This window comes from Rosenbergiella epipactidis (genome assembly GCF_018494055.1).
Taxonomy (GTDB): domain Bacteria; phylum Pseudomonadota; class Gammaproteobacteria; order Enterobacterales; family Enterobacteriaceae; genus Rosenbergiella; species Rosenbergiella epipactidis.
Genome location: NZ_JABBFQ010000022.1, coordinates 1 through 739 on the forward strand (window position 1 = coordinate 1; position 739 = coordinate 739).

Here is a 739-nt window from a genome sequence, read left to right on the forward strand (position 1 = left end):
GACAAAAGTGAATGAGCTCACCTTTAAAGGAACATCAGCGGCCGGAGCGCAAATCACGCTGAAAGATGGTGATAAAGTTCTCGGGACAACAACCGCGAATGCTCAAGGTAACTGGAGCTTCACCCCGAATGTTGCTCTTTCGGATGGGCCGCATGATGTCACTGCAACCGCCAGCAATTCAGCAGGAAGCAGTTTACCGTCAGCGGGATACGATTTTACGGTTGATACTCAAGCGCCGGCTAAACCGACTATCGATGAAGTAATAGAGACCGGTCATCCTGATCATGCTATTGCTGATCATGCGACGACTACGACATCAGAAGTTACCTTCAAGGGTCACGCCGAAGCGAACACTACCGTCGTGTTGAAAAACAGTGATGGTAAAGAAGTGGGTCGTGGTACAGCTGACGCCAATGGTAACTGGAGCGTGGATACGACGTTACAAAATGGGACGTACGATATCACTGCGACATCATCGGATGCGGCGGGTAACACTAGCCCCGTATCGGAAGGTTTCGATGTCACCGTCGATACTTCAGCTAACGTGGATCCTGATGCGGGTAAACCGGCTGCGCCGACTATCACCGATGTGGTGGATAAAGCGCATACCGACGTGGCGGTAAATGATCATGGAACTACCAACGTCAATGAGATGACCTTTAGTGGTAAAGCGCAAGCAGGCGCAGAAATTACCCTGAAAGACGGTGATAAAACGGTGTTGGGTACCACGACGGCAGAC

1 protein-coding gene is annotated in these 739 nt (G+C 50.9%); it reads left to right on the top strand.

Annotated features, from left to right (window positions below):
* On the top strand, positions 1 to 739 hold a 739-nt coding region (locus HGT71_RS15620; RefSeq protein WP_214218605.1), incomplete at both ends, for an Ig-like domain-containing protein.